General features: G+C 67.9%; 13 protein-coding genes. 8 read left to right on the forward strand and 5 right to left on the reverse strand.

Features of this window, described 5'->3' with window-relative positions:
- Positions 1-159: 159 nt before the first annotated feature.
- The 3 genes from yejK to FEZ61_RS09110 all read right to left on the reverse strand — a co-directional run bounded on the left by yejK (position 160) and on the right by FEZ61_RS09110 (position 3,666).
- On the reverse strand, positions 160-1,167 hold the full coding sequence (gene yejK / locus FEZ61_RS09100; protein WP_017640943.1) for a nucleoid-associated protein YejK: 1,008 nt from the start codon (positions 1,165-1,167) through the stop codon (positions 160-162).
- Between the two features lie 79 nt (positions 1,168-1,246).
- Positions 1,247-2,125 (reverse strand): GntR family transcriptional regulator, encoded by an 879-nt coding sequence (locus FEZ61_RS09105; protein WP_064308629.1) that lies wholly within the window; start codon positions 2,123-2,125, stop codon positions 1,247-1,249.
- A gap of 86 nt (positions 2,126-2,211) precedes the next feature.
- Positions 2,212-3,666: an amino acid permease gene (locus tag FEZ61_RS09110; protein ID WP_173148331.1), complete on the reverse strand. Its 1,455-nt coding sequence runs from the start codon at positions 3,664-3,666 to the stop codon at positions 2,212-2,214.
- A gap of 249 nt (positions 3,667-3,915) precedes the next feature.
- On the opposite strand from FEZ61_RS09110, the gene FEZ61_RS09115 reads away from it, so the two are divergent.
- Together FEZ61_RS09115 and FEZ61_RS09120 are read left to right on the forward strand one after the other, a co-directional pair.
- Positions 3,916-4,929 carry a GlxA family transcriptional regulator gene (locus FEZ61_RS09115; RefSeq protein WP_064308627.1) on the forward strand — a complete coding sequence of 338 codons (1,014 nt, stop codon included), beginning with the start codon at positions 3,916-3,918 and terminating at the stop codon, positions 4,927-4,929.
- A 185-nt stretch (positions 4,930-5,114) separates the two neighbouring features.
- The gene (locus FEZ61_RS09120; protein ID WP_085984310.1) at positions 5,115-5,270 is read left to right on the forward strand and encodes a hypothetical protein; all 156 of its coding nucleotides are present in this window, start codon (positions 5,115-5,117) and stop codon (positions 5,268-5,270) included.
- Positions 5,271-5,343: 73 nt separating this feature from the next.
- Here FEZ61_RS09120 and FEZ61_RS09125 read toward each other — a convergent pair whose 3' ends face one another.
- Positions 5,344-6,243, reverse strand: coding sequence for a DMT family transporter (locus tag FEZ61_RS09125; protein WP_173148333.1), 900 nt, complete (start codon positions 6,241-6,243; stop codon positions 5,344-5,346).
- Between the two features lie 97 nt (positions 6,244-6,340).
- Here FEZ61_RS09125 and FEZ61_RS09130 point away from each other — a divergent pair, with 97 nt between their 5' ends.
- The 5 genes from FEZ61_RS09130 to FEZ61_RS09150 all read left to right on the forward strand — a co-directional run bounded on the left by FEZ61_RS09130 (position 6,341) and on the right by FEZ61_RS09150 (position 12,069).
- Positions 6,341-7,201, forward strand: a complete 861-nt coding sequence (locus tag FEZ61_RS09130; RefSeq protein ID WP_173148335.1) for a LysR family transcriptional regulator — start codon at positions 6,341-6,343, stop codon at positions 7,199-7,201.
- A 174-nt stretch (positions 7,202-7,375) separates the two neighbouring features.
- Positions 7,376-8,566, forward strand: coding sequence for an MFS transporter (locus FEZ61_RS09135; protein ID WP_173148337.1), 1,191 nt, complete (start codon positions 7,376-7,378; stop codon positions 8,564-8,566).
- Between the two features lie 182 nt (positions 8,567-8,748).
- Positions 8,749-9,954, forward strand: a complete 1,206-nt coding sequence (gene sbcD / locus FEZ61_RS09140) for an exonuclease subunit SbcD (protein WP_064308635.1) — start codon at positions 8,749-8,751, stop codon at positions 9,952-9,954.
- Positions 9,955-10,054: 100 nt separating this feature from the next.
- Entirely contained in the window at positions 10,055-10,894 is an 840-nt protein-coding gene (locus FEZ61_RS09145; protein WP_173148338.1) for an SRPBCC family protein, read from the forward strand.
- Entirely contained in the window at positions 10,894-12,069 is a 1,176-nt protein-coding gene (locus FEZ61_RS09150) for a zinc-dependent alcohol dehydrogenase (RefSeq protein WP_064308622.1), read from the forward strand. The genes FEZ61_RS09145 and FEZ61_RS09150 overlap by 1 nt, the downstream gene beginning before the upstream one ends.
- Positions 12,070-12,111: 42 nt before the next feature.
- Here FEZ61_RS09150 and FEZ61_RS09155 read toward each other — a convergent pair whose 3' ends face one another.
- Positions 12,112-12,249, reverse strand: coding sequence for a hypothetical protein (locus FEZ61_RS09155; RefSeq protein WP_156522344.1), 138 nt, complete (start codon positions 12,247-12,249; stop codon positions 12,112-12,114).
- A gap of 172 nt (positions 12,250-12,421) precedes the next feature.
- Between FEZ61_RS09155 and FEZ61_RS09160 the strand changes: the two genes are divergently transcribed.
- Positions 12,422-15,847 carry an AAA family ATPase gene (locus FEZ61_RS09160; RefSeq protein WP_173148340.1) on the forward strand — a complete coding sequence of 1,142 codons (3,426 nt, stop codon included), beginning with the start codon at positions 12,422-12,424 and terminating at the stop codon, positions 15,845-15,847.
- Positions 15,848-15,879 lie beyond the last annotated feature (32 nt).

The following is a 15,879-nucleotide window of genomic DNA, read 5'->3' on the forward strand; positions in this document are numbered from 1 at the left end:
CGACTTTTTCGGCAGATAAGGAAAAGAAGGGACATCTTGTGCCCCCTTTGGCCGGCCACTGTCCAGCCGGGGGCGCCCGATCGGTGATCGCGTTTGCAACCCCAGGTGTCCAGGAGGCTCGACGGTCATTCGCGGATGACCGTGCTCGCTGCGCTCAGGCTAGTCATTACGCCGCTTGAGCTGGTCCTTGAGCTGGGTCGGCACCTCGCGAATGATCAGCAGATCCTGGCCTTCGTCGTATTCGATGCGCGAACCCAGCAGGTGCGCTTCGAAGCTGATCGACAGGCCTTCGGCGCGACCGGTGAAGCGGCGGAATTGATTGAGGGTGCGCTTGTCCGCCGGGATCTCCGGCGCCAGGCCGTAATCCTTGTTGCGGATGTAGTCGTAGAAGGCGCGCGGGGCCTGGTCGTCCATCAGCTCGGAAAGGGCGTCCAGGGCCATGGGTTCGCCGCGCTTGGCCTGGCTGCTGGCGTAGTCCACCAGGGTATCGGTCTTTTCCTTGGCGGCTTCTTCGGGCAGGTCCTCGCTTTCCACGTAGTCGCTGAAGGCCTTGAGCAGGGTGCGGGTCTCGCCCTTGGCGTCGACGCCTTCCTGGCAACCGATGAAGTCGCGGAAGTAGTCCGAGACCTTCTTGCCGCCCTTGCCGCGGATAAAGGAGATGTACTGGCGCGACTGCTTGTTGTTGCGCCATTCCGAGAGGTTGATGCGCGCCGCCAGGTGCAGCTGGCCCAGGTCCAGGTGCTTGGCCGGGGCGACTTCCAGGCTCTCGGTGACGGTCACCCCCTCGCTGTGGTGCAGCAGGGCGATGCTCAGGTAGTCGGTCATGCCCTGCTGGTACTGGGCGAACAGCACATGGCCGCCGGTGGAAAGGTTGCTGCTCTCCATCAGCCCCTTGAGATGCTCCACCGCCTGGCGACTGAAGGCGACGAAGTCCTGCTCGCCTTCCAGGTAGGCATGGAGCCAGCCGCTCAAGGGATAGGCGCCGGATTCCTCGTGGAACAGGCCCCAGGCCTTGTTGGGCTTGGCGTTGTAGCTGTCATTGAGATCGGCCAGCAGATTCTCGATGGCCTGGGAGTCGGCCAGTTCGGCGTCCCGCGCGTGCAGGGTCGCGGGCTGGCCGTCGGGCTTCTTGTCGATCAGATGGACGATGGCGTGACGGATCGGCATGACGGCCTCGGGTGACGGAGAAAAGTCCGCCAGTCTAACGCCCCCGCGCCCTGGCGGGCAGGCCCTGGGCGCCGCAGGCTCAGCGCGCCGCCGTGGCCTGCTTTTCCTGCAGCGCGTTGCCCAGGTGGCGGGTCATGAAGGTCGCGGCCTCTTCGCGGCGGCCCTCCAGCAGCAGATCGATCAGCTGCAGATGTTCCTGGCAGCGGCGCTGGGCCTGCTGGCGATCCACCGACTTCTGGTACTCGATCAAGCGGCGCAGGCGATTGAGCCGGCGCAGCGCATCAAGGATGAAGGCATTGCCCGAGCAGCGGGCGATGGTCTCGTGCAGGCGGGTGTTGGCGTCGAAGATTTCCGCGGGCGAGGCCTCGAACACCCGGCCTGCGGCCAGCAGCGCCTGCTCGTCGCGGCAGCGGCGCAATTCTCCGGCATCCAGGGTGAAGTCGGCGTCGCGGATGCCGGCCGGTTCGATCAGCAGGCGGAAGGCATAGCTCTGGGCATAGGCATCGGGCGAGGTGAGACCTTCGACGAAGCTCCAGCCGTAGCCCGGCAGGCGCTCGGCCCAGCCTTCCTGGACGATGCGCCTGAGGATATCGGCCAGTTGCCCACGGGTGACCTGGTAGCGGCGGATCAGCTCGTTTTCCGTGACCTTGAGCGGCAATTCGCCCTCGATGCGGTCGCGGGCGATGGTCAGGTACAGGCGTTCGCTGGCGGACACCTCTTCGCGCGCCTGGGGCGTGGCGTCCAGGGCCGCGGCGGCCACGGCGAAACCGCCCTCGGGATGCCGCGCCAGCAGGCTCTGGTCGGCCATCTGCTGCAGGGCGCTGCGCACCGGCGAGCGCGACACCCGCAGCCGCTCGGCCAGGGTGCGCTCGGGCAGCCGGGTGCCGACCGCCAGCTGGTGCGAGGCGATGTAGGTGAGGATGTCGGGAATCAGTTGGGAGGCGAGGGTGGTGCCCATGGCAGCGCTGGCGAGTCGATCGGAAAGATCCGGGATGCTAGCACGGGACCCGCCGGGCGCAGCCGGTGGGTCCCGCTGGCGGTCGCTCAGTCCCCGCTCGGACTGACGTCCATGTCCTTGAGCTTCACCAGGCGGCTCCGATGCTTGAAGCGGTAGCCCAGCCAGACGGCGAGAAACAGCGGCAGGCTGATGTAGGTGGCGGCCAGGCCCAGCCAGTCGACGCCGTTCGGCCCGAACAGGGCGGCATAGTTCTGCCCCAGGGTGATCACCAGGCAGAGGGCGAAGGCCAGCAGCGGCCCGAAGGGAAACAGCTTGGCGCGGTAGGGCAGGTCTTCCAGGCGGCGACCCTGGGCCAGGTAGCCCTGGCGGAAGCGATAGTGGGAGACGGCGATGCCCAGCCAGGCGATGAAGCCGCACATGCCCGAGGTGTTGAGCAGCCAGCCATAGAGGGCCTTGTCGCCCACCAGCGAGGTAAAGAAGCACAGGGCGCCCACCGCGGTGGTGGCCAGCAGGGCATTGCGCGGCACGCCATTGCGCGCGACGCGGGCGAACAGGCGCGGCGCCTTGCCCTGTTCGGCCAGGCTGTGCAGCATCCGGGTCGAGGCGTACATGCCCGAGGTGCCGGCGGAGAGCACCGCCGAGAGTATCACCGTGTTCATCAGGCTGGCGGCGAAGGCCAGGCCGGCGCGCTCGAACAGCAGGGTGAACGGCGAGACGGAAACGTCGGTGGCATCGTTCTGCAAGAGGCGCGGATCGGTGTAGGGAATCAGCATGCCGATAACGAAGATCGCCAGCACATAGAACATCAGGATGCGCCAGAACACCTGGCGGATGGCGATGGGTACATTCTTGCGCGGATTCTCCGATTCACCGGCGGCGATGCCGATCAGCTCGGTGCCCTGGAAGGAAAAGCCGGCGATCATGGCCACCCCGACCATGGCCTGCAGGCCGCCGACGAAGGGCGCCTCGCCCTGGGTGAACACGGACAGGCCCGGCGGCTCGATGCCGCTGAAGATGCCGAGAATGGCGGCCAGGCCCAGGCCGATGAAGACCACCACGGTGGCCACCTTGATCAGCGCGAACCAGAATTCGCTCTCGCCGAAGCCGCGCACCGACACCGCATTGAGCAGGAACATCAGCGCGAGAAACAGCGCGCTCCAGATCAGCCCCGGTACCTCGGGAAACCAGAAGCCCATTACCAGCTGCGCCGCCACCAGTTCGGCGGCGATGGTCACCGCCCAGTTGTACCAGTAGTTCCAGCCCAGGGCGAAGCCGAAGCCGTCCTCGACGAAGCGACTGCCGTAGATGGAAAAGGAGCCCGACACCGGCTGGTAGGCGGCCATTTCGCCGAGGCTGGTCATGAGGAAGTAGACCATCAGGCCGATCAGCGCATAGGCCGCCAGGGCGCCGCCCGGGCCGGCGGTGGCCACGGTGGCGCCGGAGGCGACGAACAGGCCGGTGCCGATGGAGCCGCCGATGGCGATCATGTTGAGGTGGCGGGGCTTGAGCCGGCGCTGCAGACTCGGAGAGGCGGTGGACATGGAATTTCCAGCTGGCAGTTGAAGGGGCCGGACGTTGGCTCTGGCGGCCATTCACGGTCATGGGGCGCAGGGCGGTGAACCCACCGCCTGCGGCGACCTGCACGGGCAGGTGGCAAAAAAGCGGCGAAGCTTAGCAGGCTAAGGGCGCCAGGTGGGATGGCGGTCGTCGGTGCGAAGCTGTCGCAGTCCGATCATCGCCAGGTTGAGCTTCGGCTAGCATGAGCCCAAGGTCGGAGAAGGCAGCATAGCGTGATCGATTCAAGAACCTTTGGCAGCGGTATCCAGGGCAAGAACTACCTGCAGTTGCAGTCGACGCGGCCGCGACCGGAGTTTTCCCGACTGGTCGGCTTCATCCTGCTCGATCACTTCTCCCTGCCGTCCTTCACCCAGGCGCTGGATACCCTGGTGACCGCCAACCTGCTGGCCGCCGGCACCTTCGCCACCCAGACCTACAGCCCGACCGGCGCCGAGGTGCTCAGCGATCTCGGCATCGTCATCCGTCCGGATGGCGACTACCGCGCCGTGGAGCAGGCCCGCTTCGACCTGCTGGTGGTCTGCGGCGGGCTGCGGACACCGCTGGAGCTGGATTCGCGGCTCAAGGCGCTGCTGCTGCGTGCCGCCAAGCAGCAGGTGACCCTGTGCGGCCTGTGGAATGGCGCCTGGCAACTGGGTCAGGCCGGGGTACTGGACGGCTATCGCTGCGCCATCCATCCCGAGCACCGCGGCGCCTTCAGCGAGCGGGTGCGTGGTTGCAAGACCTCGGCGGAAAGCCATGTGCTGGATCGCGACCGCCTCACCGCCGCCAGCCCCAGCGGCGCCTTCCACCTCTTTCTCGAATGGATCGGCGCCCAGTGCGGCAGCGCCCTGGCCGATGGCCTGGTCAATATCCTGGCTTTCGAGGAATCGCGCTTCCGCCAGGTCAATCCGACGCTCAAGGTGCAGATGACGCCGCCGCTGCGCGAGGTGGTGACCCTGATGGAGGCCAACATCGAGGAGCCCCTGACCATCGAGCAGCTGTGCGACTACGCCGGCCGCTCGCGGCGCCAGGTCGAGCGGCTGTTCCGCGAGCAGCTCGATACCGCGCCCATGCGCTACTACCTGGAGTTGCGCATCACCGAAGGGCGGCGCCTGCTGCAGCATTCCACCCTGTCGGTGCTGGAGGTGGCGGTGGCCTGCGGCTTCACCTCGGTCACCCACTTCAGCAAGAGATACTCGGCCTACTTCGGCTATCCGCCGTCCAAGGAGCGGCGGTTGAAGTACTAGCCTGCCGGTACGCCGCAGGCAATGACAATCGTCAAGAAAACGCCTGCATGGCCTACTTCAGAGTGTTTCGTCGGTGCGCTGGAACGGCTGCGCGCCGTCCCGCTCGAAACATCACCCCCGGTGCAACACTGCCCGCATGATGCGTCGATGGGGATCCGAACGACCTACCAAGCCAAGGAAATCCCATGACCGATCCACGCAACGTCGCCCACGACAAGAAAGTGCAGCAAGAGAAAAAGCATCATGGCGAGGACATCGCCCCCGATGCCGAGCACGCGCCGCAACCAGGTAAGAAGCCTGCACTCAAGGATCACGACGAGCAGGCTGACGAAAAGGAGTGAGCATGGGCGCGCCTCGTATCGAACGAGGCGCATGACGATGCTGACAGCCGTCAGCATCGCGTTCTGGAGACCCTCATCTGCCCAGCGCCGGCTCCAGGCGGCCGCTCCGCTCCGCGGCATTCAGGCACAGCAGCCCCGCCAGGGCGAACAGCAGGCCGAGCAGCATGCCGGGTGCCAGGGGTTCGTCGAAGCAGGCCCAGGCCCACAGCAGCGCCACCGGCGGACTGAGATAGAGAGCGCCACTCACCGCCTGGGGGCTGCCCTGGCGCAGGCACAGCCAGTAGAGGCCGAAGCCGAGCAGGGTCGGGATCAGCAGCCATAGAACCGCCAGGGCGAAGCCAAGGGTCAGCGGTGGAGTCAGCGGGCCTTCCACCCCGGCCACTCCCAGCATCACCAGGCTACTAGCTGCGAGCTGGATGAACAGCTGGGTCCGCAGGGCCAGGCGGCTGGGTGGCAGGCGACTCTGCACCAGGGTCGCCAGCGCCAGGGCCAGGGCGCTGCCCAAGGGCAGGGCATAGGCCCAGGCAGGCGCCACGCCCAGCCCCAGTCCGGCGCCGGTCGCGAGCAGGACCCCGGCCAGGCCCAGCCCCAGGCCGAGCCACTGACGCCCGTTGGTACGCTGGCCCGGCAGCAGGCAGCAGCCCAGGGCCACCAGCAGCGGCGACAGATCCGAGAGCAGTGCCGCCAGCCCAGGTGAGACACCCAATTCGATGGCCTTGGCTGCAGGGGCAATGCAGCAGGCGAAGGCCAGGACGCCGATACCCGCCTGTTGGCCAATGATCTTCAGCGGTAGCCGCCGCACCTCGGTCCAGGCGAACGGCAGCAACAGCAGGGCGGCCAGCAGCAGGCGCCAGAAGGTCACCAGCAGGGTAGGGGCCTGGTCCGCTGCATAGCGATAACCGACGAAACCGGCGCTCCAGCACAGCACCAGGGCGAATTGACGTAACAACAGAGAAGACAGCGCAGGGGACATGACCAGACTCCAGGTGACGGGATGTCTTGAGCCTGGACCGAGGTGCTAATACACTCAAACGACATTACATGCAGCTATTCTTCGATAAAGGTGCATCATGCCTGCTCCCCTCGATATCGACGTCCTGCGCACCTTTCATACCATCGTCCGGCTGGGGCAGTTTCGCGCCGCCTCGCTGCAGCTCAACCGCAGCCCCTCGGCGGTGAGCAGCCAGATCCGCCGGTTGGAAGAGCAGACCGGCGGCCGGCTGTTCGAGCGCGACAACCAGGCCGTGACCCTGACCCCGCTCGGACGCCGCGTGCTGCTGGAGACCGCCGAGCTGCTGCAGGCCCACGACCGCATCCTCGCCGGTCTCACGGGGCAGCCGGTAGTGGGCGAGGTGCGCCTGGGTGTGGCCGAGGACTATGCCGCGCGACTGCTCAAGGCTGTCTTGCCGCGCCTGCAAGGCGAGCACCCTGGCATCGTTCTCGAAGTGCTTACCGGCAATAGCGGCCAGCTCCGTCGCTGGCTTGGCCAAGGGCTGCTGGACCTGGCGCTGCTGGTAGGGCCGCCCCGCGCCGACCGGGCGGATGGCCAGCTGTTCGGCCATACCCAGCCGGTGTGGGTCGCCGGTCCCGGTTTGCAACTGAGCCCGGACGCCAGCGTGCCTCTGGCCCTGCACGGCGAAGGCTGCAGCTATCGCGAGTTGGGCATTGATCTGCTGATCCGCCAGGGCCGGCGCTGGCACGCGGTGGTGACCAGCGCCGCCTCGTCGGCGCTGGAGGCGGCGGTCGAACTGGGCCAGGCCGTGGCCATCACCGACCGGGCGCGCATGACCCCGCCGATGCGCGAATTGACGCCGGAGGAGGGCTTTGTACAACTGCCGGTGCACGAACTGCGGTTGGCCTCGCCACCGGGCGAACGCAGCCCCGCCTGCGCCTCTCTGGCCGGGCTGATCGCCGAGGATTTCCGGATCTAGCCCGGCGGCCCCATGTTTGACCGGACGGCGGCGCAGCCACTAAGGTGCCGCCCTTGGTGCGCCAACCCTGGCACCGATCGCACCCAGCCCCACCCCCGAGACACGCGGGATCAGTCCGCCCGTCCGGCCCGCTACAGCCGCTCCTGTCCGCTTTTCTGGAATCCTCCGCCTGTCATGAATGTCCCACCCGCCATCCCCCGTCTCATCTATCTGCTGGCCCTCACCATCTTCGCGCTGACCACCGCCGAATTCATGGTCGCCGGCATGATGCCGACATTGGCCGCTGATCTCGGCGTCTCCATCGGCCAGATCGGCTATCTGATCTCCTGGTATGCCCTGGGCATGGCCTTGGGCGGCCCACCCCTGACCCTGCTGTTGCTGGCCCTGCGCCTGGCGGAAAAGTCGGCGCTGCTATGGCTGCTGTCGCTCTATCTGGTGGGCGCCGTGGTGGCCGCGCTGGCGGCCAGCTATCCGGTGATGGCGGCAGGCAGGGTGCTCATGGGTGTCGCCAGCTCCGCCAGCATTGGCCTGTGCCTGACCCTGGGCGCCAACCTGGTCACGCCGGATCGTCGCGGTCGGGCCGCCTCGCTGATCCTGTCCGGCCTCATGCTGGCTCCGGTGTTTGGCGTGCCGGGTACGGTATTGATCGAGCAACAGGCCGGCTGGCGCGCCAGCTTCTGGGCGGTCGCCCTGCTGGCGGCCTGCTGCACCCTCCTGGTCGGTCTGTGCGTGCCCCGCTCACCGGCGCGCGCGGCCGGACAGTTGCGCGGAGAACTGGATACCCTTGTCAGTGCCCGGCTCTGGGCGGCCTACCTCACCAGCGGCCTGATCATCGGTGCGACCTTCGCCGGCTTCAGCTACTTCTCGCCCATCCTCATCCAGGTGACGGGTTTCGCGCCCACCACCATTCCCTGGTTGCTGATGGGCTATGGCCTGGCCAATGTGCTGGGCAATCTGCTGGTGGGCCGGCTGGCCGATCGCCATACCCTGAGGGTGCAGGGCGTCGGCCTGGCCGTGCTGGCGCTGGGCTTCGCCCTGTTCGTCGGCTGCGCCGACAGCGCCGCGCCCAGCCTCCTGGCCCTTGCCCTGATCGGCCTGACCGGGGTGGCGCTCAACCCGGCCATGGTCGCTCGGGTCATGGCCGCGGCCACGCCAGGGCCCCTGGTCAATACCCTGCACACCTCGGTGATCACCGCGGGCCTGGCGGTAGGCGCCTGGGCCGGTGGCGCGGCCATCGATGCCGGTCAGGGCCTGCGCGCGCCGCTGTGGGTCGGCCTGGGGATGGCGCTGCTGGGGCTGCTGAGTCTGCTTCCCCTGGGCTTGCGAAGGGATGCGGCAATCGCGGCACGGCCCTGCGCGGAGTGACCGCTCGGCCGTGCGTACCGGCGCGGATTTCCCTCGGTGCAGCAGGAGGAGGATACTGCGCCTCTTTGCCGCTCTGACCGCCGATACCCATGGAAAACCTCCCGCTGTTCGATCTGCCCGCCGCTGTCCCCGAGGAAAAATCCAAGCCCAGGCGCGCCCGCAAGGCCACCGCTCAAGGCGGCCTGCGCCTGCTGCACACCTCCGACTGGCACCTGGGGCAGCACTTTCTTGGGCGCACCCGCGAGGCCGAGCATCGCGCCTTTCTCGCCTGGCTGGTCGACCAGGTGGAGGAGCAGGGAGTGGACGTGGTGCTGGTGGCGGGAGATATCTTCGATACCGCCACGCCGCCGAGCTATGCCCGCGAGCTGTACAACGGTTTCATCGTCGCCCTGCGTGTTACCGGTGCCAGCCTGGTGGTGCTGGGCGGCAACCATGATTCCGCCGCGGTGCTGGCCGAGTCCCGCGAGTTGCTGGCCTGCCTGGACACCCGGGTGATCCCCTGCGTCAGCGAGACGCCGGCCGATCAGTTGCTGGAGTTGCGTCGCCGCGATGGCGAGATCGGCGCGCTGCTCTGCGGCATTCCCTTCGTCCGCCCACGGGACGTGGTGCAGAGCCAGGCCGGGCAAAGCGCCGCTGAAAAGCGCCAGGCGCTGCAACAGGCCATCCAGGGGCACTATGCCGAGTTGCATGGTCTGGCGGAGGCGCGCCGCGCCGAGCTGGGCATGGCCCTGCCGATCATCGCCACCGGCCACCTGACCACCGTGGGCGCCAGCGCCAGCGAGTCGGTGCGCGAGATCTATGTCGGCAGCCTCGACGCCTTTCCCACCAGCGCCTTTCCACCGGCGGACTACATCGCCCTCGGCCATATCCACCGGCCCCAGCGCGTCGGCGGCCTGGAGCAGGTGCGCTACAGCGGCTCGCCACTGTGCCTGAGTTTCGACGAAGAGCGCGCCAAGCAGGTCCTGCTGGTGGAGTTCGGTACCGCCCTGGAGCGGGTGACGTCCGTGGCGGTGCCCTGTTTCCAGCCCCTGGCCGTGGTGCAGGGCAGCCTCGATACCCTGGGTGCGGCGCTGATCGAGGCCGCTGCCGATGGTCGCCCCGGGTGCCCGGTGTGGGCCGAGGTGGTGGTGACCGGAGACGACTACCTGGCCGATCTGCAGCCACGCATCTCCGCCCTGGTCGCCGAGTTGCCGCTGGAGGTACTGCGCGTCAGGCGCGCACGCAGCGCGATGGCGCCCACCCTGCAGGGCACCCAGCGCGAAACATTGGAAGAACTCAGTCCCCTGGACGTCTTCAGCCAGCGCTTGGCCGAAGAGTCCCTGGACGACGAGCTGCGCACCCGCCTGGAAGGCCTTTACCGCGAGGTTCTCGGCGAGTTGCCCGCCTGATCGCAGCGAAACGCGTCCATCGGACCGCTTTTCCCCTTCGGAACAACGTCCCACGCGCTGGGGTCACCCTCTCTATGTAGCCCATACCGGAGGAGACCCCATGCACGACCTATCGCAACCCCTCGCCGCCACGCGCCATGAGCGTTCCGACAACCAGGTAGCCAATGTCCAGGGCACCGAACGGGTGGTTTCCCTGCTGGGCGGTGGCTTGCTGATCCTTGGCGGCCTGCGCCGCGGTGGCCTGACCGGCTGCGTGAAGATGGCCCTGGGCGCCATGGCCCTCAGCCGCGGGGTACGCCAGCGCTGCGAACTCAAGGCCGCACTGCAGCCGTCGCCCTTCGAGCAAGCCTTGGGCGAACGCTGGGGCTGGCGCAATCCCACCGCCATCCAGCGCAGCGTGACCATCGCCAAGCCGCGTGAAGAGGTGTTCGCCTACTGCGCCGATCTGCAGCACCTGCGCGAGCTGCTGCCGTTCGTTGATCGCATCGAGCTGGGCGCCGATGGCGACAGCCACTGGCATGCCTCCGGTCCCCTGGGACGCACCCTGAGCTGGACCCTGGAGCAGAGCGAGCGCCGCGAGAACGAGTTCCTGCTGTGGAGCACCGTGCCCGGCACCTTCATGGCGCACAAGGCCAGCCTGACCTTCAGTGACGCCCCCCAGGGCCGTGGCACCCTGGTGCAGGTCGTGCTGGCCTGCGAAGCCCCGGCCGGCCTGCTCGGCCATGCCGTCACCGAAGGCATCAGCCGCTTCACCGGCAAGGCGGTCAACCTCGGCCTGCGCCGCCTCAAGCAGCAACTGGAAACCGGCGAGATCGCCACCCCAGAAGTCTCGCGTAGCGGTCGCCCGCTGGCGCCACCCCATCCGCCGGTGACTCGCCCGGCCGATGAACCCTCGGCTGACATCGACGCGGGCCTTGGTACTCCGGGGAGGGCGAATTGATGCGTGCCCTGACCTGGCAAGCCCCCAACCGCCTGCAGGTGGAAACCGTCCCGGATCCGGAGATCCTCAATCCGCGCGATGCCATCGTGCGCATCATCATGTCCTCGGTGTGTGGCTCGGACCTGCACCTGCTGGGCGGCTATGTCCCGGCGATGAAACCCGGCGACATCATCGGCCACGAATTCCTCGGCGAGATCGTCGAGCTGGGCAGCAGCCTGCGCAACCAGGGCCTGGCCGTGGGCGATCGAGTGGTGACCGTCTCCATCATCGGCTGTGGGGACTGCGAGCACTGCCAGCGCGAGGATTACAACTGCTGCGACAACAGCAATCCCAAGCCTGAAATGACCGAACTGGCCTACGGGCAGCCCTGTTCCGGCATCTTTGGCTACAGCCACGCCTTCGGCGGCTATGCCGGCAGCCACGCGACCTACGTGCGGGTGCCCTATGCCGACGTCAACCTGTTCAAGGTGCCCGACGGCGTCAGCGATGCCCAGGCGGTGTTCGTGTCCGACGCCGTGCCCACCGGCTACTACGCCGCCGACATCGCCGACATCCAGCCCGGTGATACCGTGGCGGTCTGGGGTTGTGGTGGCGTTGGCCAGATGGCCATTCGCAGCGCCTACCTGCTGGGCGCCGAGCGGGTCATCGCCATCGACCGCTTCAGCGATCGCCTGCAGCTGGCGGCCGAGAAGGCCGGTGCCATCGTCCTCGACTACGAGACCACCAACATCCATGAAGCCTTGCTGGAACTGACTGGCGGGCGCGGCCCCGATCGCTGCATCGATTGTGTCGGCATGGAGGCCCATGGCACCCAGTTGGATTACGCCTACGACAAGACCAAGCAGATGCTGCGCCTGCACACCGAGCGTGGGTCGGCGCTACGCCAGGCCATCCGCGCCTGTCGCAAGGGCGGTACGGTGTCGGTGATCGGGGTCTATGGCGGCTTGATCGACAAGTTTCCCATGGGCGCCATCGTCAACAAGGCCCTGACCCTGAGATCGGGTCAGCAGCCGGGGCAGCGCTATGTGGAGCGGCTGTTCGAGCACATCCAGAAAGGCGAGCTGGATCCGTCCTACCTGCTCACCCACCCGATGAGTCTGGAGGAATCGCCCTATGGCTACGAGCTGTTCAAGTCCAAGGACAAGAACTGCATGAGGGCGGTGTTCATGCCTTGAGGGGCCGCCCGGCGATCCCAGGATCGTCGGGCTTTTTATCCGCTAGACCAGCCAGGTTGTCAGCGGCTGCCAGAGCGCAGCGGTCTTGTCATCACCACCGCAACTGACCAGTGCCAGGATGCCCAGGCCGATCAGCAGCGGCATGCCAAGAAAATCGAAGGGAGACAGAGGTGAGCGCACGACGGATCCTCCCGGGAAACGTTGTTGCAAGGCGGTACCTTTCTGTTGAGAACGGAGCGGGAGGCAAGTTCAGCAGCGGGCATGACCATAGGTCGAATGGTCGGTTGGCATGGGCGCGCGCGCCCAACAATGCCAGAATCGGCGGTTCGCCGAGTCGTCCTGGAAAAGCCCGATGAAGATCCTCACCCTGCGCCTGAAGAACCTCAATTCCCTCAAGGGTGAGTGGAAGATCGACTTCACCGCCGAACCCTTCGCCAGCAGTGGCCTGTTCGCCATCACCGGACCGACCGGGGCGGGCAAGACCACGCTGCTGGATGCCATCTGCCTGGCGCTCTATCACCGCACCCCACGCATGAGCAAGGTGGGCGGGGAGAGCAACGAACTCATGACCCGCCATACCGGCGACTGCCTCGCCGAGGTGGAATTCGCCGTGCGTGGCGAGCGCTACCGGGCCTTCTGGAGTCAGAGGCGCGCGCGGGATCGGGCCGATGGCGCCCTGCAGCCACCCAAGGTTGAACTGGCCCGTCTCGATGGGACCATCCTCGCCGAAAAGACCGGTGACAAGCTCAGGCTCACCGAAGAACTCACCGGCCTCGACTTCGAGCGCTTCACCCGTTCCATGCTGCTGGCCCAGGGTGGCTTCGCCGCCTTCCTGGAAGCCAGTGCCAGCCAGCGCGCCGAACTCCTGGAAGAGCTGACCGGGACCGCTGTGTACGGCCAGATATCCCAGCGGGTATACGAGCGGACGCGGGAGGCCAAGGGCGTGCTGGACGGCCTGCGCCAGCGCGTCGCGGGGGTCGAGGTGCTGGACGATGAACGCCGTCAGGCGCTGGCCGCCGAGGGTCTCGGTCTGGCGCAGCGCGAAGAACAGCTGGGCGCCGACCTCAAGACCTGGCAGACCCAACGCCAGTGGCTGACCGCCCTGGAGCAGGCGGTGGCGGGCGAGCAGCAGGCCGAGGCGCGCCTGGCCGCGGCACAGCAGGCCTGGGAGGCCGCCGAGCCGCAGCGCCAGCGATTGGCGGCGGCCGAACCGGCGGCGCGATTGCTGCCCATCGAACAGGCCTGGCGCGAGGCCCAGACCCGCGAACAGCGCAGCCGGGAAGAGCTGGAACAGCTCGATCAACGCATCCAGATTCTGGCCAGTCGCCGTGACGTTGCCCTGGCCCAGGCCCTGGGCGCCAGTGGCGAACAGCTGCGCCAGGCCGAAGCGGAGCAGGCGCGTACGCTCGAGGAGCAGCACCACCTGACCGAGAGCCTGGCCGAGCGTAGCCGCCATGCCGAACTCGGCGAACGCCTGGGCGATTGGCGCAGCCAACTGGCGCTACGCGACGAAAGAGCCGAGGCCCTGGCGCGCCTGACGCGGCGTCAGGAGGAGCAGACCCGCCAGCTGCAGTTGCTGGCCGAGGAGCGCGAGGCCCAGCAGGGGGCGCTGACCCGCGCCCGCGAGCAAGCCACCCAGGCCCAGGCGGCGGAGCACGCCCAGACCGAACGCTGGCAGGCGGCGCTGGACGGGCGCGACGAAAAGGCCTGGCGCGCCCTCTGGCAGGCTGCGCTGGGCCGGGTCAATGAGGTGGACCAGCTGGATCAGCTGGTCGAGCGTCGGCGCCAGCTGCAGACCCAGCTGGAGCGCCTGGCCCGCAGCCAGGGCGAGCGCCAGCGCCAGCATGGCGATCATCAGGTGCGCCTGGATGCCCTGCGCGGACGCTATCGCGAAGTGGCCCAGCAGGTGCGCGAGCGCGAGAAGCTGCTCGAACAGGAGCGGGTCATCCGCAGCCTGGAAGCCCAGCGCGCAGCATTGCAGCCCGACGAACCCTGTCCGCTGTGCGGCTCTCGCGAGCATCCTGCGGTGGCCGACTATGCCGCTCTGGACGTCTCCGCCACCCAGACCGCCCTGCAGGACGCCAAGGCCGAGCTGGAGCGCCTGACCCAGGAGGGCAAGGAACTCAGCGAGGCCCTGGCCGCGCTCAAGGCGCAACTCGATCAGGCCAACGAGCAGCAGACCGAGGCCGGTCAACAACTGGAGCAGTTGGGCGAACTCTGGCGCCAGCGTTGCACGGCCCTGGGCGCCGATCCCGAGGCGCCCGGCGCGGTGGCCGAATTGCGCCGCCGTCAGGATCAGGAACTGGCGCGCATCCAGCAGGTGCTCGCCACCCTGGATGGTCTGCGCCAGCAGGGCGAGGAAAGCCGCCAGGAGGCCTTGCGCCTGGCGCGCCAGCAGGCCGATGCCGAACAGCGCCTGGCCCTGGCCGAGGCGGCCTGGGAGCGGGCTCGCCAGGCGCTGGCCGAGGGGGCCGACGAGCAGCGCGAAGCCCAGGCGCAACAGACCAGTGCCGAGCGTCGACTGGGCGAGGAGCTGGCCGGCTGGGGCCATGAGGTACCCCGTCGCGCGGCGGAATGGCTGGCCCAGCGCGACCAGGAATGGCGAGTCTGGCAGGCCGATTGCCAACGAGCGCAGGCGTTGCAGCAGCGCTTGAAGGACAGCGCCCAGCGCCTGGCCACGCTTGCCCCGCTGGTGGCGACCTGGCGCCAGCGCGCTGGCGAGGTCGCGCCTGCCACGGTAGCGCCGCAAGACGCCGCCGCCGTCCTCGTTGAGGCCACCACGACCTGGGAGGACTGCCGCGACCAGGGCGCGGCGCTGCAGGGGACCCGCCAGGCGCTGCACGAGCGGCTGGCGGGTGAAACACGCCAGGCCCGCGAGGCCGACGAGCGCTGGCAGGCCGCCCTGGCCGCCAGTGCCTTCGCCGATGCCGACGCCTGGCGCGCCGCGCAACTGGACGACAGCGAGCACAGCGCCCTGACCGCGGAGCGCAGCCGCCTGGAGACCGCCCTGACCGAGGCTCGCGCCCTGGCCGGTGCGGCGCAGGAACGCCTGGCAACCTTGAACGCCGCGCCGCAGACCGAGCGCAGCGCCGCCGAGCTGGATGCCGAACTGGCCGCCGCCAGCGCCGAATTGCGTGCGCTGGGCCAGCGCCAGGGCGAGGTCAACGCCGCCCTGCGCGAAGACGAACGGCGCCGGGACGGCCTGCAGGCCCTGCTCGGCGAGATCGCCGCCCAGGAGCGCGATCACGATCTCTGGCAGCACCTCAACGGCCTGATCGGCTCGGCCGACGGCGCCAAATTCCGCAAGTTCGCCCAGGGCCTGACCCTGGATCACCTGGTGCACCTGGCCAATGGTCAGCTCATGCGTCTGCACGGCCGCTATCGGCTGATCCGGCGCCAGGCGGCGGAACTGGAACTGCAGATCCTCGACACCTGGCAGGCCGATGCCCTGCGCGACATCCGTACCCTGTCCGGTGGCGAGAGCTTCCTGGTGAGTCTGGCTCTGGCGCTGGCCCTGTCGGATCTGGTCAGTCAGCGCACCGGCATCGATTCGCTGTTTCTCGACGAGGGCTTTGGCACCCTCGATGGCGAAACCCTGGAGGTCGCCCTGGATGCCCTCGACCAGCTCAATGCCAGCGGCAAGACCATCGGCATCATCAGCCACGTGGAGGCGCTCAAGGAACGCATTCCGGTGCAGCTCAAGGTGCGCAAGGGCGTCGGTCTGGGTCACAGCGGTCTGGAGCGGCGCTATGCCGTGGAGAAAAACGCGACCGAGTGAGTAATTTTTCCGGCGCAGTGGTCGAAGCGCAG

The sequence above is a fragment of the Pseudomonas sp. MS15a(2019) genome (assembly GCF_013277805.1).
GTDB lineage: Bacteria > Pseudomonadota > Gammaproteobacteria > Pseudomonadales > Pseudomonadaceae > Chryseomonas > Chryseomonas benzopyrenica.